Source organism: Pseudomonas sp. Pseusp11, assembly GCF_047304405.1.
Classification (GTDB): Bacteria; Pseudomonadota; Gammaproteobacteria; order Pseudomonadales; family Pseudomonadaceae; genus Aquipseudomonas.
Window position 1 is genome coordinate 1 of the sequence record NZ_JBGLZF010000023.1, and the last position, 22,295, is coordinate 22,295.

Consider the following 22,295-nt stretch of genomic DNA (forward strand, 5'->3'; position numbering starts at 1 on the left):
GTGAGAGTAGGTCATCGTCAAGATTAAATTCCGAAACCCCTATCTGCGTATGCAGGTAGGGGTTTTGTTTTGCCCGCAGAAAAAAGTCTACTTCTCTGGCAACACAAAATTGCACAGTTATTTTTGAGTCAGGGCACTAGAATAGGTCCAACTTTTTTGGAGCCAGAGCCTTTATGCCAGATCCGGTTGACGCCCCTGGGCTGTCAGATTTACCACTGGACGGTTTGGTGGCGTGTCATGAGTGCGACTTGCTGATGCGCAAGCCTGAACTCGCCCATGGTGAGAAGGCCATTTGTCCACGCTGCGGTTATGAGCTGTATGCCCATCGGCACAATGTCGTGCAGCGCAGTCTCGCCTTGGTCATTGCCGCACTGTTGTTGTATATCCCCGCGAACTTTTTACCCATCATGCAGCTCCATCTACTCGGGCAGTCATCGAATGACACTGTCTGGAGCGGTGTTGTCGGTTTGTTCGATACCGGTATGCAGGGCGTAGCAGCAGTCGTATTTCTCTGCAGCATGGGGATTCCGCTGCTCAAGCTGCTCTGCCAATTGGTGGTGCTGCTGAGTATCCGATTCAATATCGGACGCAGTTACGGTTTGCTGCTCTACCGCATTTATCACCATCTTCGGGATTGGGGGATGCTTGAGGTTTACCTCATGGGCGTGCTGGTCGCGATCGTCAAATTGGCCGATATGGCGGCGATTACCGTAGGTCTTGGTTTGGCGTGCTTTATCAGTTTGTTGTTGGTCCAGGTCTGGCTGGAAGTGGTGATGTCGCCGCACCAGATCTGGCAGGCATTATCAGGAGAAGATGCCCATGCGGGCGATTGATGCGGGCATTCTGATTTGTGCCGAATGCCACGAGTTGAACAAGCAGGAAGCTGGCACTGACGAGCAGGTCTGCACCCGCTGTGGTGCGTTGGTTCATGCGCGCCGACCGAACAGCCTGATGCGTACCTGGGCGCTGCTGGTCACTGCTGCGATTATTTATATCCCGGCCAATGTGCTGCCGATCATGACCGTCAGTTCCCTGGGGCAGGGCGATCCGAGCACCATCATGTCCGGCGTGATCCAACTGGTTCAGCACGGCATGATTCCCATCGCGGCTGTGGTTTTTATCGCCAGTATTCTGGTTCCTACGTTCAAACTCGTGGGCATCGGGTTGCTGCTGTTTTCGGTGCAGCGCCGCCAGCCACTTTCCGCACGCCAACGTATATGGATGTACCGCTTTATCGAGTTCATCGGCCGCTGGTCGATGCTCGATATTTTTGTGATCGCCATCCTGGTGGCGGTTGTGAATTTCGGACGGCTTGCCAGCGTCGAAGCCAATCTTGGCGCCATCGCCTTCGCCAGTGTGGTGATTCTGACGATGCTTGCCGCAGTAACTTTCGATCCCCGACTGATTTGGGATAACACGGAGTCGGACGACGACCATGACTGATTTGCCTACAGCGAAAACCCGACCGGCCTCTAACTGGTCTGCCATCTGGGTATTGCCTCTTATCGCCTTGCTCATTGGTGGTTGGCTCGCCTGGCGTGCCTATAGCGAGACAGGCATTGAGATCCATGTGCGCTTCGAAAGCGGCGAAGGTATTCAGGCCAACAAGACCGAAGTCGTTTACAAAGGTATGTCGGTCGGTAAGGTGAAAGCCCTCACACTCGATGACGAAGGCAGCGCTAAAGGCGTGATCGCCACCATCGAGATGAATAAGGACGTGGAGCAATACCTCAGAACCAGCACGCGTTTCTGGCTGGTCAAGCCGAGCGTAACCCTGGCCGGTATCACGGGCCTGGAGACGCTGGTCTCGGGTAACTATGTGGCTGTCAGCCCGGGAGAGGGCGAGCCGACCCGCAAGTTCAAGGCCCTGGCCGAAGAGCCGCCGCTGTCGGACGCCAAGCCTGGTCTGCACCTGACCATCAAGGCTGATCGTCTTGGTTCGCTGAATCGCGGCAGCCCGGTGTTCTACAAGCAGATCCAGGTCGGTCAGATCAAAAGCTATTTGCTGTCCGCGGACCAGAACACCGTTGAACTCAAAGTCTTCATCGAACCGACCTATGCCAGTCTGGTACGCAAACACACGCGTTTCTGGAATGCCAGCGGCATCAGCATCGATGCCAACCTGTCCGGTGTGAAAGTGCGTAGCGAGTCCCTCGCCAGCATCGTCGCTGGTGGTATTGCGTTTGCTACACCGGAAAACCGCAAGGACAGCCCGCCCACCGACCCGAGCCTGCCGTTCCGTCTCTATGAAGACTTCGATGCAGCCGCCGCCGGTATTCGGGTCAAGGTCAAACTCAGCGATTTCGAAGGCCTGCAGGCCGGTCGTACACCGGTGATGTACAAAGGCATTCAGGTCGGCAATCTGAAGGCGCTCAAGATTGACCCGGACCTCTCCAGTGCAACCGCCGAGCTGACGCTCGACCCATTGGCTGAGGATTACCTGGTCACCGGCACGCAGTTCTGGGTGGTCAAACCATCGATTTCGCTGGCTGGTATCACCGGTCTGGAAGCATTGGTCAAAGGTAACTACATCGCCGTGCGCCCTGGCGACAAGGGGGGCGCACCGCAGCGCGAGTTCGAAGCGCGGGCCAAGGCGCCGCCGCTGGATCTGCGTTCGCCGGGCCTGCATCTGGTGCTGTTCACCGAAAACCTAGGCTCACTGGAAGTCGGCAGTCCGATTCTCTACAAGCAGGTCAAGGTGGGTTCGGTGCAGAGCTACCAGTTCTCTCGCACTAAAAAACAGCTGGTGATCGGTGTGCACATCGAGAAGGAGTACGAGGGGCTGGTCAACGCCTCGACGCGCTTCTGGAATGCCAGCGGTATTACGCTGACAGGTGGGCTGACCGGTGGCATCCAGGTCAAAAGTGAGTCGTTGCAAAGCCTGATGGCTGGCGGCATTGCTTTCGAAACCCCAGAAGCCAAAGCGCCGTTGCGGAAGCGCATTCCACGTTTCCGTCTGTTCGCCAGTCATGAAGAGGCAAACCAGAAAGGCGCCGTGGTGACCATCAAGGTCGATCGCGCCGATGGTCTGCGCACGGGCACGCCGATCCGGTTCAAAGGCCTCGACGTCGGCAAGGTCGAAGACGTTGACCTCAGTGACGACCTGCAATCAGTGCTGCTGACCGCGCGGATCACTGAGGTGCCGGAGCGTATCGCTCGGGTAGGCAGTCAGTTCTGGGTGGTCAAACCTGAATTGGGTCTGATCAAGACGTCCAACCTTGAGACACTGGTGACAGGACAGTACATCGAAGTGCAACCGGCGCCGAAGAACCTCGGTCCGCAAAAGGACTTCGTAGCCCTGACCAATCCCCCGGAAACCGCCAAGGAAGAGGCCGGTTTGAGCCTGGTATTGAGTGCTGCTCGTCGAGGTTCGCTGAAGACCGGTGTGCCCGTCACCTATCGCGAAATCACGGTGGGCAAAGTGACCGGCTATGAACTGGGCCAGACGGCGGATCGAGTGTTGGTGCACATCCTGATCGAGCCGAAATACGCGCCATTGGTACGCAGTGGCACGCGGTTCTGGAACACCAGTGGTTTTGGTTTTGACTACGGCTTGTTCAAAGGCGCAACCATACGCACCGAATCGCTGGAGACGCTGATCCAGGGCGGTATCGCCTTTGCCACACCGGATGGCGACCGCATGGGTGTCCCGGCGCGGCCTGAGCAAACGTTCCCGCTGTTCGACAAGTTTGAAGATGAATGGCTGACTTGGGCGCCGAAGATTTCTATCGGTAAGTAACCCGAGGTTAATTTGGCGTTTATCAGGACGTCTTCGCGGGCAAGCCCGCGAAGACGGTCTACCAGACGCCGACGTCTCCGGTGGCTTATCATTAGCCCCCTAACGACGCCCACCCAAGGTTCCCCCGGCATGCTGGCTATTTTCCTCGAAACCCTGAACATCACTGCGCCGGTGTTTGCCATGCTGTTTCTGGGTGTGCTGCTCAAGCGCATCGACTGGATCAACGACAACTTCATCCATACAGCGTCGGCCCTGGTGTTCAATGTCACCATGCCGGCGTTGCTGTTTCTGGGCATCTTGCATGCCGACCTGCACGCTGCGTTGCAACCGGCGCTGCTGATCTATTTCTCGGTCGCGACCCTGATGTGCTTTGCAATTGCCTGGGGGTGGGCGATCTGGAAATGCCCGCGGGAAGATCGGGGCATTTACACCCAAGGCGCGTTTCGCGGCAATAACGGGGTAATCGGCCTGGCCCTGGCGGCGAGCATGTACGGCGACTATGGCATTTCCCTTGGGGCGATTCTCGCGGCGCTGGTGATCCTGTTTTACAACACGCTCTCAACCATTGTGCTGGCGGTCTACAGCCCGGTGATCAAGTCTGATCCGTGGAGCATCTGCAAAAGTGTGATGGCCAATCCGCTGGTCATCAGTGTGATTGCGGCCGCACCATTTGCCTGGTTCCAGATCGGCTTGCCGGGATGGCTGGAGAGGTCCGGTCAATATTTGGCGCAAACCACCTTGCCATTGGCATTGATCTGCATCGGAGGCACGTTGTCGCTGGCGGCAATGCGCAAAAGCGGCACGATGGCGCTCAGTTCAAGTCTGGTGAAGATGATCGGCCTGCCGGTGCTGGCGACACTCGGCGCCTGGCTCTGGGGCTTTCGTGGGGCGGAGTTGGGGATTCTGTTTCTGTACTTCGGTAGCCCGACCGCCGCGGCCAGTTTCGTCATGGCCCGGCAGGCCAATGGCAATCATGAACTGGCGGCGGCGATCATCGTGATTACTACACTGATGGCGGCGGTCACCACCAACATCGGGATCTTTTTGTTGCAGTGGGGTGGGTGGATCTAACCTCGGGATTTGCGGCGTTCTTCAGGTCGCCTACTCCGGCTTCTGATAGGTGTCGATCACTTCCTGCGCCGCCCGAAATGCATCGATCGCCGCCGGCACACCGGCATACACCGCGCAATGCAGTAGCGCTTCGCGAATCTCTTCCACCGTGCAACCGTTGTTCAACGCACCGCGAACATGGCCTTTCAATTCTTGCGGGCACTTCAGCGCGGTCAGCGCAGCGAGAGTGATCAGGCTGCGGGTTTTCAGCGGCAAACCTTCGCGGTTCCACACGCCGCCCCAAGCATGCTCATTGACGAAGTCCTGCAGCGGCTGGGTGAATTCGGTGGCGTTGCCCAGGGCGCGGTCGACGAACGCGTCGCCCATCACTTGGCGGCGGATTTCAACCCCAGGCTTCTTATCAGTGCTCATGGCAATTCCTTCTTGTGGTGTTGGCGACGCCAGGCGCGAAGCGAGGTGAACAGTAAAAACGCCACCAGCGCCGGCAGAACGAAAAACAGCATCAGGTGTTCAAGCTTGCCGGCCAGCGGCATGCCCGTGGTGAACGACACCACGTGCAGCCCATAGGCCAGGTACAAGCCCAAAAACAGCAGGCCTTCGGCGCGGGTCACCCGGTAGCCGGAATAGAACACCGGCAGGCACAGCACCGCGACTCCGAGCATCACCGGCAAATCGAAATCCAGCGCGTTGGGCGAGACCGACAGTGGTGACGGCGCGATCAACGCGGTCAGCCCGAGCACGCCCAAGAGGTTGAACAGGTTGCTGCCGATCACGTTGCCCACCGCGATGTCCCGCTGACCGCGCAGCGCGGCGATCAACGAAGTGGCCAGTTCCGGCAGGGAGGTGCTGACGGCGACGATGGTCAGGCCGATGATCCGCTCCGACAACCCCAGGTCGGTCGCGACTGCCACCGCGGCGCCGAGCAGCAAGTGCCCGGCGAACACCAGCATTGCCAAGCCGGCGACAATCATCAGCAGACTGCTGAACCACGGTGCCTGCGGCGCTTCATGAGCCCCCGATGGCGGACGGGACGAGTGCCGTGACTGACGCAGTAGCAAGCCCAGATACAGCGCCAGCGCTGTCAGCAGGATCGCGCCGTCGACCCGAGTCAGTTCTTCATTCCACGCCAGTACGGACACCAGCAGGCTGGCGCCGATCATCAGTGGAATATCCAGGCGCACCAATTGCCGCGAAACCCGTAGCGGAATAATCAGTGCGGAGAGCCCGAGGGTGACGAGGATGTTGAAGATGCTGCTGCCGATCACGCTGCCGACGGCGATGTCGGCGTTTTGCGCCAGGGTGGCTTGCAGGCTGACCGCCATCTGCGGCGCGCTGCTGCCGAGGGCCACGATGGTCAGGCCGATGATCAGTGGCCGCACATGCAGGCGCGCGGCCAGGCGTACGGCGGCGCGCACCATCAGTTCGGCGCCGGCGATCAGTAAAAACAGACCGCAGAGCAATTCAATCACGCTGATCAGGGGTAAATCGGCCAGTCCGAAAATAGTCAGCGCTCCATCTATCAGTCGTCGAGGGCTTGCACGCGAACCTTCGCGGTGCCACTGCGCAGCATGCCCAACTGTTCGGCCGCTTCACGGGACACGTCGATCAGGCGTCCACGGGAATATGGCCCGCGGTCGTTGATACGCACCACGCAGGATCTGTCGTTATTCAGGTTGGTAATCTTCACTCGGGTGCCGAACGGCAACTGGCGATGGGCGGCGGTCAGGCCATGCTGGTTGAAACGCTCACCGCTGGCGGTGCGTTTGCCATGATGCTTGGCGCCGTAATACGAAGCCGTACCGGTCTTGTCGTAGCCGTGTGGATCGATGGTATCCGTACTGGCACAACCGGCCAGCAGGGAGAGCAGGGCGCAGGCGCTTAGCAGACGTTTCATTTGGAGGGCTCCCAAAATAAATGTGGCGAGGGAACTTGCTCCCGCTCGACCGCGAAGCAGTCGCAAAATCGGCTGATGCATTCTCGCTGAAAGAGTGCGGTTGCCGATTTGGGCCTGCTTCGCAGACCAGCGGGAGCAAGCTCCCTCGCCACAAGGAATGGAGCCAATATTGAGAGCTGGCTCCATTCTCATCAGCCTTCGAGCTTGCTTTTAAGCAGTTCGTTGACCTGTTGCGGGTTGGCCTTGCCTTTGGAGGCTTTCATGGCCTGGCCGACGAAGAAGCCGAACATCTTGCCGCGTTTGGCTTCGTCTGCCGCGCGGTACTGTTCGACCTGTTCAGCATTGGCCGCGAGCATCTCGTCCAGTACCGCCGAGATTGCGCCGGTGTCGGTCACTTGCTTGAGGCCGCGCTTGTCGATGATTTCGTCCGCGCTGCCTTCGCCGTTGGCCATGGCTTCAAACACCACTTTGGCAATCTTGCCGGAGATGGTGTTGTCCTTGATGCGCAGCAGCATGCCGCCCAGTTGCTCGGCCGAAACCGGCGACTGGTCGATGTCCAGGCCTTGCTTGTTCAACAGGCTGCCCAGTTCAACCATCACCCAGTTGGCTGCCAGTTTGGCGTCGCCACTGATGCTCACGACTTTCTCGAAGTAATCGGCTTGCTCGCGGCTGGTAGCCAGGACGCTGGCGTCATACACCGACAGCCCGAACTGCGCCTGGAAGCGTTCGCGTTTCTGCGGTGGCAGCTCTGGCAGGGTGGCGCGTACGTCATTGAGGAACGAGTCCTCGATGACCACCGGCAGCAGGTCCGGGTCGGGGAAGTAACGGTAGTCGTTGGCTTCCTCTTTGCTGCGCATCGGACGGGTTTCGTCCTTGTTCGGATCGTACAGGCGAGTCTGCTGGATCACTTTGCCGCCGTCTTCGATCAGCTCGATCTGGCGCTGTACTTCGCTGTTGATCGCCTTCTCGATGAAACGGAACGAGTTAACGTTCTTGATCTCGCAGCGAGTACCGAACTCGGCCTGGCCTTTCGGACGGATCGACACGTTGCAGTCGCAACGCAGCGAGCCTTCGGCCATGTTGCCGTCGCAGATGCCCAGATAGCGTACCAGCGCGTGGATCGCCTTGACGTAAGCCACAGCTTCCTTGGCGCTGCGCATGTCTGGCTCGGAAACGATTTCCAGCAGCGGCGTGCCGGCACGGTTCAGGTCGATGCCGGTGGCGCCGCTGAATTCTTCGTGCAGGCTTTTACCAGCGTCTTCTTCCAGGTGCGCGCGGGTGATGCCGACGCGTTTGACCGTGCCGTCTTCGAGGGCGATGTCCAGGTGGCCCTTGCCGACGATCGGCAATTCCATCTGGCTGATCTGGTAGCCCTTGGGCAGGTCCGGGTAGAAGTAGTTTTTGCGGGCGAACACGTTGTGCTGACCGATCTCGGCATCGATGGCCAGGCCGAACATCACCGCCATGCGCACCGCTTCCTGGTTCAGCACCGGCAATACGCCGGGCATGCCGAGGTCAACCAGGCTGGCCTGGGTGTTCGGCTCGGAACCGAAGGTGGTGGAACTACCGGAAAAGATTTTCGACCGGGTGGTGAGCTGGGTATGAATCTCCAGCCCGATCACGACTTCCCATTGCATGTGTTTCTCCTCAGAAGCCGGTTGGGGTGCGGGTGTGCCAGTCAGTGTTCTGCTGATACTGATGGGCAACGTTCAACAGGCGACCTTCCTGGAAATACGGGGCGAGCAGTTGCACGCCGACCGGCAGGCCATCGACAAAACCTGCAGGCATGGACAAGCCCGGCAGACCGGCGAGGTTGGCGGTGATGGTGTAGACGTCTTCCAGATACGCGGCGACCGGGTCGTTGTTCTTGGCGCCGAGCTTCCAGGCCGGGTTCGGCGTGGTTGGGCCGAGGATGATGTCGACCTCATTGAAGGCAGCCATGAAGTCGTTCTTGATCAAGCGACGGATCTTCTGCGCCTTCAGGTAGTAGGCGTCGTAGTAACCGGCCGACAACGCATAGGCGCCGACCATGATCCGGCGCTGCACTTCCGGGCCGAAACCTTCGCCACGGGAACGCTTGTACAGGTCTTCCAGGTTTTTCGGGTCCTCGCAGCGATAGCCGAAACGTACGCCGTCGAAACGCGACAGGTTGGAGGACGCTTCCGCCGGGGCGATCACGTAGTACGCAGGAATCGCGTGCTGCATGTTCGGCAGGCTGATTTCCTTGATCACGGCGCCGAGTTTTTTCAGCTCTTCAACGCTGGCCATGATCAGGTCGGCGATGCGCGGGTCCAGGCCTGCGCTGAAGTATTCCTTCGGCACGCCGATGCGCAGGCCTTGCAGCGAACCGTTGAGGCCGGCGCTGTAATCAGGCACGGGCTCGTCGATGCTGGTGGAGTCCTGCGGGTCGAAGCCGGCCATGCCTTGCAGCAGGATCGCGCAGTCTTCGGCGGTACGGGCCAGCGGGCCGCCCTGATCGAGGCTGGATGCGTAGGCGATCATGCCCCAGCGCGAAACACGACCGTACGTCGGTTTCAGGCCGGTGAGGTTGGTCAGCGCAGCAGGCTGACGAATGGAGCCGCCGGTGTCGGTGCCAGTTGCCGCCGGCAACAGACGAGCGGCCACCGCCGCCGCCGAACCGCCGGACGAACCGCCCGGAACGTATTCCAGGTTCCACGGGTTTTTCGCCGCGCCGTAGTAGCTCGACTCGTTGGCCGACCCCATGGCGAATTCGTCCATGTTGGTCTTGCCCAGGGTCACGGCCCCGGCAGCGGCCAGTTTGGCGACCACGGTGGCGTCGTACGGCGCCTTGAAGTTGTCGAGCATCTTCGAGCCGCAGCTGGTGCGGATGCCCTGGGTGCAGAACAGGTCTTTGTGGGCGATCGGCGCGCCGAGCAGGGCGCCGCTCTCACCGTTGGCGCGACGTGCGTCAGCGGCTTTCGCCTGCTGCAGCGCCAGGTCTTCGGTGAGGCTGATGAAACTGTTGAGCTGCGGGTCGAGCTGGGCGATGCGCGCCAGCAGGACTTTGGTCAGCTCTTCGGAGGAAAACTTTTTATCGGCGAGTCCGCGGGCGATCTCGGCCAGAGTCAATTGATGCATTGCAGGCTCTTTCCCTTTAGTCGATGACTTTCGGAACCAGGTACAGGCCGTTTTCGACCGCTGGTGCGATGGACTGATAGGCCTCGCGATGATTGGTCTCGGTCACGACGTCTGCACGCAGGCGCTGGCTGGCTTCCAGTGGGTGGGCCAGCGGCTCGATACCGTCGGTATTGACCGCTTGCATTTCGTCGACCAGCCCGAGAATGCTGTTCAGGGCCGAAGTGATGTGTGGAAGATCGGCATCATTGAGGCCAAGGCAGGCCAAATGAGCGATTTTTTCCACGTCGGAGCGTTCAAGCGCCATGGGATTCTCCAGTGGAAAACAAAACGGACCGCGTCCGTGTGTTAGATTGTCGGAACACTACCGCATATCTACGGTCTCAAGGCCGCGATTGTGGTGCTTGGTGCACAGAAAAGCAGCCAATTTAACATATTGGCGCCTTGCCCAAAATCCCTGTCGTTGTTAGAGTTTGCCGCACTTTTTTACCCACGCGTTGCCTAGGGTCCCTTTCCCATGTTCAAGAAACTGCGTGGCATGTTTTCCAGCGATCTTTCCATTGACCTGGGCACTGCCAACACCCTTATTTACGTGCGCGAGCGCGGTATCGTCCTGAATGAGCCATCGGTTGTGGCTATTCGGACACACGGTAACCAGAAAAGTGTCGTTGCTGTCGGCACCGAGGCCAAGCGCATGCTCGGTCGTACGCCGGGCAATATTGCAGCCATTCGTCCGATGAAGGACGGCGTGATCGCCGACTTCAGCGTTTGCGAAAAAATGCTGCAGTACTTTATCAACAAGGTTCACGAGAACAGCTTTTTGCAGCCTAGCCCTCGTGTGCTGATCTGCGTTCCATGCAAATCCACCCAGGTTGAGCGTCGTGCCATCCGTGAGTCGGCCCTCGGTGCCGGCGCCCGTGAAGTGTTCCTGATCGAAGAGCCAATGGCTGCTGCGATCGGTGCCGGCCTGCCGGTTGAAGAAGCTCGCGGCTCGATGGTTGTCGATATCGGTGGCGGTACCACTGAAATCGCGCTGATCTCCCTCAACGGTGTGGTCTATGCCGAATCCGTACGGGTTGGCGGCGACCGCTTCGACGAAGCGATCATCACCTACGTGCGTCGCAACTACGGCAGCCTGATCGGCGAATCCACCGCCGAGCGCATCAAACAGGAAATCGGTACGGCCTACCCGGGCGGCGAAGTTCGTGAAGTCGACGTTCGTGGCCGTAACCTGGCCGAAGGCGTTCCACGCGCATTCACCCTGAACTCCAACGAAGTGCTGGAAGCTCTGCAAGAGTCGCTGGCCACCATCGTTCAGGCAGTGAAAAGTGCGCTGGAGCAATCGCCTCCGGAACTGGCTTCCGATATCGCCGAGCGTGGTCTGGTACTGACCGGCGGTGGCGCCTTGCTGCGCGACCTCGACAAGTTGCTGGCCCAGGAAACCGGTCTGCCGGTGATCGTCGCCGAAGACCCGTTGACCTGCGTTGCTCGCGGCGGTGGCCGTGCATTGGAAATGATGGATAAACACACCATGGACCTGCTGTCGAGCGAGTGATCTCGCCCGATGCATCTATGCTGGTGAGCCCGCAGGCAGCACTTTGCAGTGCTGCCTGTTGGCGTTTATCTTCTGTCAGTCTGCATCCAGGCCGGTTTGATGCCGTATGAATAAAGAGAACATTTGCCTGGGAGGAGCGGCTTATTAAACCGCTTTTCACCAAAGGCCCCTCACTGGGCGTGCGCTTGTTGGTGCTGGTCGTGCTATCGGTCGCGCTGATGGTGGTCGATGCCCGCTTCACACTGCTCAAGCCAGTGCGTAGCCAAATGTCGCTGGTGCTGATGCAGTCTTACTGGATCACCGACCTGCCACAGCGGCTATGGCAAGGTGTGGCCAGCCAATTCGGCAGCCGGACCGAGCTGGTCGCCGAAAACGAAAAACTCAAAACCGAAAACCTGCTGTTGCAGGGCCGCATGCAAAAGCTTGCCGCCCTCACCGAGCAGAACGTTCGGCTGCGCGAGTTGCTCAACTCTTCCGCGCTGGTCAACGAGAAGGTCGAAGTAGCCGAGTTGATCGGCATGGACCCCAACCCCTTTACCCATCGCATCATCATCAATAAAGGTGAGCGCGACGGTGTGATCCTCGGTCAGCCGGTGCTCGATGCCCGTGGCCTGATGGGGCAGGTGGTCGAGTTGATGCCGTACACCTCTCGCGTACTGTTGCTGACCGACACCACCCACAGCATTCCGGTGCAAGTGAACCGTAACGGTCTGCGGGCGATTGCCAGCGGCACCGGCAACCCGGAGCGCCTTGAGCTGCGTCATGTGGCCGATACCGCCGATATTAAAGAAGGCGATCTGCTGGTCAGCTCTGGCCTCGGTCAGCGTTTCCCGGCGGGTTACCCGGTGGCGACGGTCAAGGAAGTGATCCACGATTCCGGTCAACCGTTTGCCATCGTGCGTGCGGTGCCGACTGCTGCGCTGAACCGCAGCCGTTATTTGCTGTTGGTGTTCAGTGATGGTCGCACAGCCGAGGAGCGCGCCAACGAAGCCGCCCAGGCTCAAGAGGCTCTGGACCGGCAGGGTGGCGGGCCGATCATTCCTGCAACCGTACCGAAACCGGCCGCGTCGATGATACCGGCTGCCGCTGCAACTCCGGCTACTCCGGCGGCTGCACCTGCTGCCGCGACCCCGGTCAAACCTGCCGCGTCCCATCCTGCTGCCGCCAAGCCACCCGCGACGACACCGACGGCCGCCAAACCCAAACCCGCTGCCGTGAAGCCTGCTGCCAAACCGCCTGTCGCCGCGCCGGCCACCACTGGGGGAACAGAATAATGGGCGGTGCAACTTCCTCCCGAAACGGCTGGATGGTCTGGCTGACGTTCGCCATCGGCCTGTTGCTCAGCGTTTCACCGCTGCCGCAATTCATGGAAATCCTGCGTCCTTTGTGGCTGGCCTTGCTGTTGGCCTTCTGGGCGTTGGCCCTGCCGCATAAAGTCGGCATGGTCACCGCCTGGTGCCTGGGGTTGGCCGAAGACGTGCTGTATGGCACGTTGCTGGGCCAGAACGCGTTGATCCTCACGCTCATTACGTTCCTGGTGCTGTCGCTGCAACAGCGCCTGCGCATGTTCCCGATGTGGCAACAGAGCCTGGTGATCCTGGTGATCTTCGGCCTCGCCCAACTGGTTCAGTTGTGGTTGAGCGCCCTGACCGGTAATCGTCAGCCGACCCTGGCGCTGGTGTTGCCGGCACTGGTCAGTGCGTTGCTCTGGCCTTGGATTAGCTTCGGTTTGCGCGGTTTGCGTCGACGCTACAAAATCAATTAATTCGGTCAGGCATGTGCCCGCACCTCGACAGGGAGATGTCTTGATGAAACAGCTGTACCTCGCCTCAGGCTCGCCGCGTCGGCGTGAACTGCTCACGCAGATCGGCGTGCCGTTCACCGCCATCAGCGCGGACATCGACGAAACCCCGTTCCCTGAAGAATCTCCATCGGCCTATGTCGAGCGTCTGGCGCGCGGCAAGGCCGAGGTCGGGCGCGGGGCGATCGTGTCCGACGCGGATTTCTGCGTGCTGGGCGCCGACACTGCCGTGGTGCTGGACGGGAAAATTCTCGGCAAACCGGTGGATGAAGCCGAAGCATGCGCCATGCTTATGCTGTTGTCCGGGTGTGAGCATGAAGTGCTGACGGCGATTGCGGTGAGCGATGGTGAACGTTGCGAGTCTCTGGTGGTGCGCAACCTGGTGCGTTTTCGCACCATCGGCTGCGACGAAGCGGCGGCCTACTGGGCCAGCGGCGAACCCCGGGACAAGGCGGGCGGCTACGGGATTCAAGGGCTGGGCGCGGTGTTCGTCGCCGGGCTCAATGGCAGCTACTCGGCGGTGGTCGGTTTGCCGCTTTGTGAAACCGCAGAACTACTCGGCCATTTCGGCATACCCTGTTGGCAAACCCTTAACGCGCACTGAGCGTCGTACTGACAAGATGCGGCCATTATCGTGAACATGCCTGAACGAGACCCTGCCATGAGTGAAGAGATCCTGATCAACATCACGCCGATGGAATCACGCGTGGCGGTGGTCGAAAACGGTGTTCTGCAAGAGGTCCATGTCGAACGCACGCAAAAGCGCGGGATCGTCGGCAACATCTACAAAGGCAAGGTCGTGCGGGTATTGCCGGGCATGCAGGCCGCCTTCGTCGACATCGGGCTGGACCGCGCCGCATTCATTCACGCCTCGGAAATTTCCCTGCGCGAAGGCCCGGCGGTGGAGAGCATCAGCTCGCTGGTTCACGAAGGTCAAAGCCTGGTGGTGCAAGTCACCAAGGACCCGATCGGCTCCAAAGGCGCACGCCTGACCACGCAACTGTCGATCCCGTCGCGCTATCTGGTGTACATGCCGCGCACTGCCCACGTCGGTATTTCCCTGAAGATCGAAGACGAAGCCGAGCGCGAACGCCTCAAGCAAGTGGTCACCGACTGTGTGGAGAAAGAAGGTATCAAGGAGGCCGGCGGTTTCATTCTGCGTACCGCTGCCGAAGGGGCCGGGGCCGATGAAATCCTCATGGACATCCGCTACCTGCGCAGGCTTTGGGACCAGATCAATGCCCAGATCAAAACCATCAACGCGCCGAGCGTGATCTACGAAGACCTCGGCCTGGCGTTGCGCACCTTGCGCGACCTGGTGAGCCCGAAGATCGAAAAGATCCGCATCGACTCCCGGGAAACCTTCCAGAAAACCACGCAGTTCGTCGCCGAACTGATGCCGGAAATCGCCGACCGTCTGGAGCATTATCCGGGCGAACGGCCGATTTTCGACTTGTATGGCGTCGAAGACGAAATCCAGAAAGCCCTGGAGCGCAAGGTGCCGCTCAAATCCGGTGGCTATCTGGTGGTCGACCCGGCGGAAGCCATGAGCACTATCGACGTCAACACCGGAGCCTTCGTCGGTCATCGCAATCTCGAAGAAACCATCTTCAAGACCAACCTCGAAGCCGCCACCGCCATTGCCCGTCAACTGCGTCTGCGCAACCTGGGCGGGATCATCATCATCGACTTCATCGACATGGAAGATGAAGAGCATCAGCGTCAGGTGCTGCGCACCCTCGAGAAGCAACTGGAGCGCGATCACGCCAAGACCAACATCATCGGCATCACCGAATTGGGCCTGGTGCAGATGACCCGCAAGCGCACCCGCGAAAGTCTCGAGCAAGTGCTGTGCGAGCCGTGCAGCAGCTGCCAGGGTCGCGGCAAGCTCAAGACCCCGGAAACCGTCTGCTACGAGATCTTCCGCGAAATCCTGCGTGAGGCCCGTGCCTATCAGGCCGAAGGCTATCGCGTGCTGGCGAACCAGAAAGTGGTCGACCGCTTGCTCGATGAAGAGTCGGGCAACGTCGCCGAGCTCGAAGGGTTTATCGGGCGCACCATTCGGTTTCAGGTAGAAACCATGTATTCCCAGGAACAATACGACGTGGTGCTGCTCTGAAGCGTTGTATTTCAATTCCACTAGAACGGCTGGCCTCAGCTTTTTGCAGTATTTTTGCCATGGGAGCCAACTGACATGGACGGTCTGACACGCATTTTGGCCGCATTGACCCGCTGGGGTCTGGGCCTGTGCGCGTTGGTTTTGGTGTTGATGGCGCTGTTCGTCAGTCTCGGCCGGGAGCTGACACCGCTGGTGGCCGAATACCGTGCCGACGTCGAAGCCAAAGCCAGCGCCGCCGTGGGCATGCCACTGCACATCGGCGAACTGGAGGGCAACTGGAGTGGCCTCGCCCCGGTTCTGCTGGCCCATGACGTGATGGTCGGCGAGGGTTCCAATGCCTTGCGCCTGGACCAGGTGCGCGCGGTGCCGGATATCTGGGCCAGCCTGCTGGCGCGCGAAATACGCATCGCACATCTCGAACTCAACGGCCTGAAGATCAGCCTCAAGGAAGGCGAGGACGGTCATTGGGTGCTGGAAGGGTTGCCGGTGCGGCAGGATCAGCCGCTGGACCCGGAGCAGTTGCTCAATCGCATGCAGATGGTCCAGCAACTGTCGGTGCTCGACAGCCAGGTGACCTTGCAGCCACTGGATCAGCCGCCGCTGACCCTGACCTACGTTGGCCTCAATCTGAGAACCGGTGTCTCGCGTCAGCGCATCGACGCCCGTTTGACCCTGCCCGACGGCCAGCCGGTTGCGATGAGCCTGCGCACCCGTATCCGCGCCAGCCAGTGGCAGGACGGCGAGGTTGAGGCTTACTTGAGCCTGCCGCAAAGCGATTGGTCGAAATGGTTGCCCGAGCGCCTGACCCAACAATGGAATTTCTCCGAGATAAAGGCCGGTGGCGAGCTTTGGGTGAACTGGAGCGAGGGCGCCCTGCAAAGCGCCGCGATCCGTTTGAACGCGCCGCAACTCAACGGCGCCTACGCCGAGCGCAAGCCGATCCGGATCAACAATCTGGCGCTTAACGGGTATTTCCAGCGCAGCTCCACAGGCGTCCAGGTCACCCTGGATTCTCTGGCGATGAGCCTGGACGAAACCCGCTGGGAATCGAAACTGCAATTTCAACAAACGGCGGCGACCGACACAACGCCGGAGCTCTTGCATCTGCAAGCCGACCGCATCGACCTCACGCCGCTCACCCCGTTGCTGAACGCGTTGGGGCCGCTTCCGGAAGGTGTCGCCACGGCCGTCGAGCGGCTCAAGGTCACCGGGGTATTGCGCAACGTGCTGATTGACTTGCGCCCCGCGGCGACCGATGACAGCAAATTCAGCTTTGCCGCCAATCTTGAGCGGGTCGGCTTCGACGCCTATCACGGCGCGCCGGCGGCGCGAAACGTCAGTGGCAGCATCAGCGGCAATCTCGGGCAGGGCGAGTTGCGCATGGACAGCAAGGATTTTTCCCTGCACCTGGACCCGATTTTCGCCAAGCCATGGCAGTACATTCAGGCCAATGCGCGGTTGACCTGGAAGCTCGATAAAGAAGGTTTCACCCTGATCGCGCCGTACCTGAAGGTGCTGGGCGAAGAGGGCAAGATTGCCGGCGACTTCCTGATCCGCCTGCATTTCGATCACACCCAGGAAGACTACATGGACCTGCGGGTCGGCCTGGTCGACGGCGACGGTCGCTACACCGCCAAGTACCTGCCGGCCGTGTTGAGCCCGGCGCTGGACGAATGGCTGCGTACGGCGATTCTCAAAGGCGCGGTGGATGAAGGTTTCTTCCAGTACCAGGGGTCGCTGAACCATGGCGCCCCGGAAACAGCTCGCAGCATCAGCCTGTTTTTCAAGGTTCACGATGCCGAGCTGGCGTTTCAACCGGGTTGGCCGCATGTCAGCAAGGTCAGCGGCGATGTGTTCATCGAAGACAGCGGCGTGCGGATTCTCGCGGACAAGGGCCAATTGCTCGACACCCAGGTCAGCGACGTCTACGTCAATATTCCCCATGTGCCTGCCGGACAGAGCCCTCACCTATTCCTCGATGGCGGGTTCGCCGGTGGGTTGGGCGATGGCCTGAAGATTCTGCAGGAAGCACCGATCGGCACCGCCGACACCTTCGCCGGCTGGGAGGGCGAGGGCGATCTGCAAGGCAAGGTCAACCTGGATATCCCGCTGGTCAAAGGTGAGCAACCGAAAATCCTCGTCGACTTCAAGACCGACAAGGCCCGTTTGAAACTTCGCGAGCCCACCCTGGAACTGACACAACTCAAGGGCGACTTCCGCTTCGACAGCGCCAAGGGATTGAGCGGGCAAAAAATCACCGCGCGAGCGTTCGACAAGCCCATGACCGCGCAGATTTTTGCCGATGGCAGTGCGGGCAAGCTCAACACTCGGGTCACCGCAGCGGGTCAGGTCGAGGTCAAGAAGCTCAGCGAATGGCTGAACGTCACTCAGCCGTTGCCGGTGTCCGGTGTGGTCCCTTATCAGCTGCAACTGAACCTTGATGGCGCCGACAGCCAATTGATCGTCAGCTCCAATCTCAAAGGCGTGGCGGTGGATTTGCCGGCGCCGTTCGGCATGGCGGCCGATGTCGGCCGCGACACCGTGTTCCGCATGACCCTGCAAGGACCGGAGCGGCGTTACTGGGTCAACTATGGTGAGCTGGCGAACTTCACGTTTGCGGCACCGACCGGCAATTTCGTCGACGGTCGCGGTGAGTTGTTTCTCGGCGGTGGCGATGCTGTGCTGCCTGGCAACAAAGGCCTGCGCGTGCGCGGTGTACTGTCCGAGCTGGATGTGTCTCCCTGGCAGGATCTTGTCAGCAAGTATGCTGGCCAGGATCCAGGCGGCAGCGCCAAGCAATTGCTCAGTGGCGCGGATTTCAAGGTTGGCAAGCTCAGCGGTTTCGGCACCAGCCTTGATCAGGCGTCGGTGCAGTTGACGCGCAAGCCGGCCGCCTGGGCGCTGCAACTCGACAGTCAGCAGGCCAAGGGCACCGTCGGTATTCCCGATGCGAAAGCCGCACCGATTGCGATCAATCTGCAATACGTACGTTTGCCGGCCCCGGACCCGACGGTGCTGGCCGACGAGAATTCGCCGGATCCGCTGGCCACCGTGGACCCGACGAAAATCCCGGCGCTGGATATCACCATCAATCAACTGTTCCAGGGGCAGGACCTGGTGGGTGCCTGGCTATTGAAAGTTCGCCCGACCGGCAAGGGCATTGCCCTCAACTCCCTGGATATGGGCCTCAAGGGCATCTTCCTGCAGGGCAACGGCGGTTGGGAAGGCACACCTGGCAATTCCAGCAGTTGGTACAAGGGCCGGGTCAGTGGCAAGAACCTCGCCGACGTGCTCAAGGGCTGGGGCTTTGCGCCGAGCGTCACCAGTGAAGAGTTTCACATGGATGTCGACGGTCGCTGGCCTGGCTCACCGGCGTGGCTGGCCACCAAGCGCTTCTCCGGCAGCCTTGATGCGTCGCTCAATAAAGGTCAGTTTGTTGAAGTCGAGGGCAGCGCCCAGGCTCTACGGGTATTTGGCCTGCTCAACTTCAACTCCATTGGCCGTCGCTTGCGCCTGGACTTTTCCGACCTGTTCGGCAAAGGCTTGAGCTATGACCGGGTCAAAGGGCTGTTGGTCGCGAGCAACGGGGTCTACGTGACCCGTGAGCCGATCCTGCTGACCGGCCCGTCGAGCAACCTGGAGCTTAACGGCACCCTGGACCTGGTGGCTGATCAGGTCGATGCCAAGTTGCTGGTGACCTTGCCGGTGACCAACAATCTGCCGATTGCCGCGCTGATCGTCGGTGCGCCAGCCGTAGGTGGGGCGCTGTTCCTGATCGATAAGCTGATCGGTGACCGCGTGGCGCGCTTTGCCAGCGTCAGATACACGGTCAAAGGCCCGTGGAAAGAGCCGAAAATCACCTTCGACAAGCCTTTTTGAAAAGCCACTTTCCAAGCCATGGAGTAGCATGGCCGTAAGTCCCCTGTAGGAGCTGCCGCAGGCGGTTCCTATAGGTATGTGTTGATTCCAGATAAGGAAATGGCCGTGTCTGTAGCAGTCATTCAAATGGTCAGCCAGAGCGACGTGCTGGCCAATCTGGCCCAGGCCCGTCGTCTGCTTGAGCAAGCAGCGTCCGGTGGGGCGCAGCTTGCCGTGCTGCCGGAAAACTTCGCAGCCATGGGCCGTCGCGACATTGCCGACATTGGTCGCGCCGAAGCGCTGGGCGAAGGCCCGATCCTGCCGTGGTTGAAACAGACCGCCCGCGACCTCAAGTTATGGATAGTGGCTGGCACGTTGCCGTTGCCGCCGGCGGATCAACCGACGGCCAAAGCGCATGCGTGCTCGTTACTGGTCGATGATCAAGGCGAGACCGTGGCGCGGTACGACAAGCTGCACCTGTTCGACGTGGACGTGGCGGACAATCGCGGGCGTTATCGCGAATCCGATGACTATGCTTATGGCAGTGGCGTGGTGGTTGCCGATACGCCGGTCGGTCGAGTCGGCCTGACAGTGTGTTACGACCTGCGCTTTCCGGAGCTGTATAGCGAATTGCGTGCAGCCGGCGCGGAATTGATTACCGCCCCGTCGGCCTTTACCGCGGTGACCGGCGCGGCCCATTGGGACGTGCTGATTCGCGCGCGGGCCATCGAGACTCAATGTTATGTGCTCGCGGCCGCCCAGGGTGGCACTCATCCGGGACCGAGAGAAACCTTTGGTCATGCCGCGATAATCGACCCATGGGGGCGCGTGCTGGCACAACAGGATCAGGGCGAGGCCGTGCTGCTGGCCGAACGCGACAGCCGCGAACAGGCGTCCATCAGGGCGCGGATGCCGGTGTCCACTCACCGGCGCTTTTTCTCGCAGGGCGCTCAGCGACCTGCATCAGAACGACGAATTTAAGGCGTAAAGCATATGAGCGAGTTGTTGTCCTCTGTCAGTGAACACCTCCTGGCGCCCGGCGGCGTAACGATCGAGAGCCTGCAGGGTGTGCTCGGCGATCTGGCCGGCCCGGGCATCGATGCCGCCGACCTGTATTTCCAGGGGCAGATTTCCGAGTCCTGGGCGCTGGAAGACGGGATCGTCAAGGAAGGCAGTTTCAACCTCGACCAGGGTGTCGGCGTGCGTGCGCAATCGGGTGAAAAAACCGGTTTCGCCTACAGCAATGCGATCACCCTCGAAGCGCTGGGCGCGGCGGCCCGTGCGGCCCGTTCGATCTCCCGGGCCGGGCAGAATGGCACCGTGCAGGCGTTCACCACCCAGGATGTCGCTCAGTTGTACGGGCCGGACAACCCGCTGGAAGTGATGACCCGCGCCGAGAAAGTCGAGCTGCTCAAGCGCATCGACGTAGCGACCCGCGCCCTCGACCCGCGTATCCAGCAAGTCACCGTGAGCATGGCCGGGGTCTGGGAGCGGATTCTGATCGCCTCCACCGATGGCGGCCTGGCGGCAGATGTGCGGCCGTTGGTGCGTTTCAACGTCAGCGTGATCGTCGAGCAGAACGGTCGTCGTGAGCGCGGCGGCCATGGCGGTGGCGGTCGTACCGACTACCGCTATTTCCTCAGCGAAGACCGCGCCATGGGTTATGCCCGTGAAGCGTTGCGTCAGGCACTGGTGAATCTGGAAGCCATCCCGGCGCCGGCCGGTACGTTGCCGGTGGTGTTGGGTTCGGGTTGGTCCGGCGTGTTGCTGCACGAAGCCGTCGGGCACGGTCTGGAAGGCGATTTCAACCGCAAGGGCAGTTCGGCCTACAGCGGGCGCATGGGCGAGATGGTTGCATCGAAGCTTTGCACCATCGTCGATGACGGCACCCTCGCCGGCCGCCGAGGTTCGCTGAGTGTCGACGACGAAGGCACGCCGACCGAGTGCACCACGCTGATCGAAAACGGCGTGCTCAAAGGGTATATGCAGGACAAGCTCAATGCGCGCCTGATGGGCGTGGCCCGCACTGGCAACGGTCGTCGCGAATCCTACGCGCACCTGCCGATGCCGCGCATGACCAACACTTACATGCTCGGTGGCGAAAGCGACCCGGCGGAAATCATCGCCTCGGTGAAAAAAGGCATCTACTGCGCCAACCTCGGCGGCGGTCAGGTGGACATCACCAGTGGCAAGTTCGTGTTCTCCACCAGCGAGGCGTACCTGATCGAAGACGGCAAGATTACCGCCCCGGTCAAAGGCGCGACGTTGATCGGCAACGGGCCGGAAGCCATGAGCCGGGTGTCGATGGTTGGTAACGATCTGGCGCTGGACAGCGGTGTGGGAACGTGTGGCAAGGATGGGCAGTCGGTGCCGGTGGGTGTCGGCCAGCCAACGCTGAAGATTGATGCGATCACTGTGGGTGGCACGGGCGCGTAAGGATGCACAAGATTCATGTAGGAGCTGCCGCAGGCTGCGATCTTTTGACTTTGGATTTTCAAAAGAAAGATCAAAAGATCGCAGCCTTCGGCAGCTCCTACACGAAGGATGCCGTCGGCTTTATTTAACGCAAACCGCGTTGAGTCTCGTCCAGCTCACGGATGTACTTGAAGATTTTACGGCTCGAAGCCGGTGGCTTGTTGGTCGCCAGTTCGTGCTGGGCCTGACGGATCAGGGAGCGCAATTGTTGACGATCGGCCTCCGGGTAATCGATGACGAACTTCTCCAGGACGGCGTCGTCGCCTGCGATCAAGCGATCGCGCCAGCGTTCCAGGCCGTGGAAACGTTCGTTGTACTGCCGGGTGGAGGCATCGAGTTGATCGAGCAGAGTGAGAATGGCGCCAGTGTCCTGATCGCGCATCAGCTTGCCGATAAACTGAAGGTGCCGTTTACGCGCGATGTTCGCGGTGTGCTTGGGCGCATCGGCCAGAGCCCGGCGCAAAGCGTCGGTCAACGGCAGTTTTGCCAGCAGGTCAGGCTTGAGTGTTGTAAGGCGCTCGCCGAGGTCAACCAGAGCATGCAGCTCGCGTTTGACCTGGGATTTGCTTTTTTCTCCCGTATCGAGGGAGTCGTCGTAAGAATCAACCATGGTGGCCGTCCGCAAAGAAACGCCGCCATGATAACCAGTCGGGGGCCGCTTGTCCGGCCCGGTCGCTCGATGACCGT

At 60.3% G+C, this 22,295-nt stretch carries 20 protein-coding genes; 13 read left to right on the forward strand and 7 right to left on the reverse strand.

Annotation, left to right across the window (positions count from 1 at the left end; genetic code table 11):
• Positions 1-173: 173 nt before the first annotated feature.
• The 4 genes from ACCC96_RS19160 (at position 174) to ACCC96_RS19175 (ending at position 4,810) form a co-directional block, all read left to right on the forward strand.
• On the forward strand, positions 174-833 hold the full coding sequence (locus ACCC96_RS19160; RefSeq protein ID WP_018927224.1) for a paraquat-inducible protein A: 660 nt from the start codon (positions 174-176) through the stop codon (positions 831-833).
• Entirely contained in the window at positions 820-1,443 is a 624-nt protein-coding gene (locus ACCC96_RS19165; protein WP_007941211.1) for a paraquat-inducible protein A, read from the forward strand. The genes ACCC96_RS19160 and ACCC96_RS19165 overlap by 14 nt, the downstream gene beginning before the upstream one ends.
• The gene (locus tag ACCC96_RS19170) at positions 1,436-3,739 is read left to right on the forward strand and encodes an intermembrane transport protein PqiB (protein ID WP_028940287.1); all 2,304 of its coding nucleotides are present in this window, start codon (positions 1,436-1,438) and stop codon (positions 3,737-3,739) included. Before ACCC96_RS19165 ends, ACCC96_RS19170 begins: the two co-directional genes overlap by 8 nt.
• A gap of 129 nt (positions 3,740-3,868) precedes the next feature.
• Positions 3,869-4,810: an AEC family transporter gene (locus tag ACCC96_RS19175; RefSeq protein WP_018927222.1), complete on the forward strand. Its 942-nt coding sequence runs from the start codon at positions 3,869-3,871 to the stop codon at positions 4,808-4,810.
• Positions 4,811-4,840: 30 nt separating this feature from the next.
• Here the strand turns inward: ACCC96_RS19175 and ACCC96_RS19180 are convergent, their stop codons facing one another.
• The 6 genes from ACCC96_RS19180 to gatC form a co-directional block, all read right to left on the reverse strand.
• Positions 4,841-5,221: a carboxymuconolactone decarboxylase family protein gene (locus ACCC96_RS19180; protein WP_007941215.1), complete on the reverse strand. Its 381-nt coding sequence runs from the start codon at positions 5,219-5,221 to the stop codon at positions 4,841-4,843.
• Complete coding sequence (locus ACCC96_RS19185) at positions 5,218-6,279, reverse strand: calcium/sodium antiporter (RefSeq protein ID WP_413696633.1); 1,062 nt, start codon at positions 6,277-6,279, stop codon at positions 5,218-5,220. Before ACCC96_RS19185 ends, ACCC96_RS19180 begins: the two co-directional genes overlap by 4 nt.
• Positions 6,280-6,329: 50 nt before the next feature.
• Positions 6,330-6,704: a septal ring lytic transglycosylase RlpA family protein gene (locus ACCC96_RS19190; protein ID WP_007941217.1), complete on the reverse strand. Its 375-nt coding sequence runs from the start codon at positions 6,702-6,704 to the stop codon at positions 6,330-6,332.
• Between the two features lie 191 nt (positions 6,705-6,895).
• Positions 6,896-8,341, reverse strand: coding sequence for an Asp-tRNA(Asn)/Glu-tRNA(Gln) amidotransferase subunit GatB (gene gatB, locus ACCC96_RS19195; RefSeq protein ID WP_019647645.1), 1,446 nt, complete (start codon positions 8,339-8,341; stop codon positions 6,896-6,898).
• A gap of 10 nt (positions 8,342-8,351) precedes the next feature.
• Entirely contained in the window at positions 8,352-9,803 is a 1,452-nt protein-coding gene (gatA, locus tag ACCC96_RS19200) for an Asp-tRNA(Asn)/Glu-tRNA(Gln) amidotransferase subunit GatA (protein WP_413696634.1), read from the reverse strand.
• A gap of 16 nt (positions 9,804-9,819) precedes the next feature.
• Positions 9,820-10,107 (reverse strand): Asp-tRNA(Asn)/Glu-tRNA(Gln) amidotransferase subunit GatC, encoded by a 288-nt coding sequence (gene gatC, locus ACCC96_RS19205; protein WP_007901429.1) that lies wholly within the window; start codon positions 10,105-10,107, stop codon positions 9,820-9,822.
• Positions 10,108-10,317: 210 nt separating this feature from the next.
• On the opposite strand from gatC, the gene mreB reads away from it, so the two are divergent.
• The 9 genes from mreB to ACCC96_RS19250 all read left to right on the forward strand — a co-directional run bounded on the left by mreB (position 10,318) and on the right by ACCC96_RS19250 (position 21,697).
• Positions 10,318-11,355 (forward strand): rod shape-determining protein MreB, encoded by a 1,038-nt coding sequence (gene mreB, locus ACCC96_RS19210; RefSeq protein WP_002555108.1) that lies wholly within the window; start codon positions 10,318-10,320, stop codon positions 11,353-11,355.
• A gap of 143 nt (positions 11,356-11,498) precedes the next feature.
• Complete coding sequence (mreC, locus tag ACCC96_RS19215; protein WP_081628174.1) at positions 11,499-12,629, forward strand: rod shape-determining protein MreC; 1,131 nt, start codon at positions 11,499-11,501, stop codon at positions 12,627-12,629.
• A complete protein-coding gene (gene mreD / locus ACCC96_RS19220; protein ID WP_019647648.1) occupies positions 12,629-13,120 on the forward strand; it encodes a rod shape-determining protein MreD in 492 nt (163 codons plus the stop codon). Before mreC ends, mreD begins: the two co-directional genes overlap by 1 nt.
• A 43-nt stretch (positions 13,121-13,163) precedes the next feature.
• The gene (locus ACCC96_RS19225; RefSeq protein WP_413696635.1) at positions 13,164-13,760 is read left to right on the forward strand and encodes a Maf family protein; all 597 of its coding nucleotides are present in this window, start codon (positions 13,164-13,166) and stop codon (positions 13,758-13,760) included.
• 57 nt (positions 13,761-13,817) lie between these two features.
• On the forward strand, positions 13,818-15,275 hold the full coding sequence (gene rng / locus ACCC96_RS19230) for a ribonuclease G (RefSeq protein ID WP_019647649.1): 1,458 nt from the start codon (positions 13,818-13,820) through the stop codon (positions 15,273-15,275).
• A 75-nt stretch (positions 15,276-15,350) separates the two neighbouring features.
• Entirely contained in the window at positions 15,351-19,154 is a 3,804-nt protein-coding gene (locus ACCC96_RS19235; RefSeq protein ID WP_413696636.1) for a YhdP family protein, read from the forward strand.
• 105 nt (positions 19,155-19,259) lie between these two features.
• Positions 19,260-20,114, forward strand: a complete 855-nt coding sequence (locus ACCC96_RS19240; protein WP_413696637.1) for a carbon-nitrogen hydrolase family protein — start codon at positions 19,260-19,262, stop codon at positions 20,112-20,114.
• 12 nt (positions 20,115-20,126) lie between these two features.
• A complete protein-coding gene (tldD, locus tag ACCC96_RS19245; protein WP_007941229.1) occupies positions 20,127-21,569 on the forward strand; it encodes a metalloprotease TldD in 1,443 nt (480 codons plus the stop codon).
• A gap of 2 nt (positions 21,570-21,571) precedes the next feature.
• Positions 21,572-21,697 carry a hypothetical protein gene (locus ACCC96_RS19250; protein ID WP_019647652.1) on the forward strand — a complete coding sequence of 42 codons (126 nt, stop codon included), beginning with the start codon at positions 21,572-21,574 and terminating at the stop codon, positions 21,695-21,697.
• On the opposite strand, the gene yjgA is transcribed toward ACCC96_RS19250, so the two are convergent.
• The gene (gene yjgA / locus ACCC96_RS19255; protein WP_413696638.1) at positions 21,694-22,218 is read right to left on the reverse strand and encodes a ribosome biogenesis factor YjgA; all 525 of its coding nucleotides are present in this window, start codon (positions 22,216-22,218) and stop codon (positions 21,694-21,696) included. The two genes, ACCC96_RS19250 and yjgA, sit on opposite strands and share 4 nt — an antisense overlap.
• Positions 22,219-22,295: the final 77 nt, after the last annotated feature.